Origin of the sequence: Vibrio sp. Vb1755, from assembly GCF_033338635.1 — a bacterium.
Taxonomy (GTDB): Bacteria; Pseudomonadota; Gammaproteobacteria; order Enterobacterales; family Vibrionaceae; genus Vibrio; species Vibrio alginolyticus.
Map to the genome: position 1 here is coordinate 1 of NZ_JAWOTA010000285.1, position 1,139 is coordinate 1,139.

Sequence of the window (1,139 nt, forward strand, 5' to 3'; positions counted from 1 at the left end):
TTACGGCTGCACACAACTTAGCGTCTGCAGCTTTAGATGCGCGCTTATTCCACGAGCAGCGCGAAGGATATGACGCCTTTGAAGCTCGAACTGGTTTAAAAGCATTAAAAATTGACGTTGAAAGCATTACTTGGAAACGCGTGATGGACCACAACGACCGTGCACTTCGCATGGTCAAAATTGGTTTGAACGAACAAGGCAAAACCATTAACGGATTTGAGCGTAACGAAGGGTTTGATATTTCAGCCGCATCCGAATTGATGGCCATTATTGCGTTGGCAAAAAATCTTAAAGACTTACGTCAGCGCATTGGCAAAATTGTTGTTGCTTATGATCTCGACGGTCAGCCTATCACCACAGAAGATTTACACGTCGCAGGTGCGATGGCCGTAACGTTGAAAGAAGCCATTGCACCAACATTGATGCAAATGCTTGAAGGTGTCCCTACTCTGATCCACGCAGGCCCTTTTGCTAACATTGCGCATGGCAATTCTTCTATTATCGCTGATGAGATTGCGTTAAAGCTTTCGCGTTACACGGTAACTGGAGCAGGATTTGGCTCTGACATGGGATTTGAGAAAGCCTGTAATATTAAAGCAGCGGCTGCCAACAAAGCGCCTGACTGTGTGGTGATTGTTGCGACGTTAAGAGGCCTTAAAGCGAACTCCGGCCACTACGACTTGCGCCCTGGCATGGCAATTCCAGATTCGATTTTCTCGCCTGACCAAGCGGCATTGGTAGCCGGGTTTGAAAACTTAAAGTGGCACATCAAGAACGTCCATAAATATGGAATCCCAGCCGTTGTTGCGATTAACCAGTTCCCTCAAGATTGCGAACAAGAACTCATCGCGCTTCAAGATCTCATTCACGCATTCGATCCAAATGTTAAAGTCGCTATCAGCACTGCTTTTGCCCAAGGTGGTGAAGGTACGAGAGATCTAGCACAGCATGTCGTTGATGCTTGCGAAAAAACCACGAATTTCCGACCTCTATATCAGAAACATCAATCCCTTCAGGAGAAGCTGATGTCTGTGTGTGAAGCTGGATATGGTGCGACAAATGTTGAAATGAGTGAACTTGCAACTCAGCAATTGGCTCATTTTGAAAAACTAGGGTTTAACGAATTAGCTGTTTGTATT

General features: G+C 45.7%; 1 protein-coding gene. It reads left to right on the top strand.

Annotated elements, in window-relative coordinates; all coding sequences use genetic code 11:
• A partial coding sequence (locus R7E00_RS24570) for a formate--tetrahydrofolate ligase (protein ID WP_318124830.1) occupies positions 1–1,139 on the top strand: 1,139 nt, incomplete at both ends.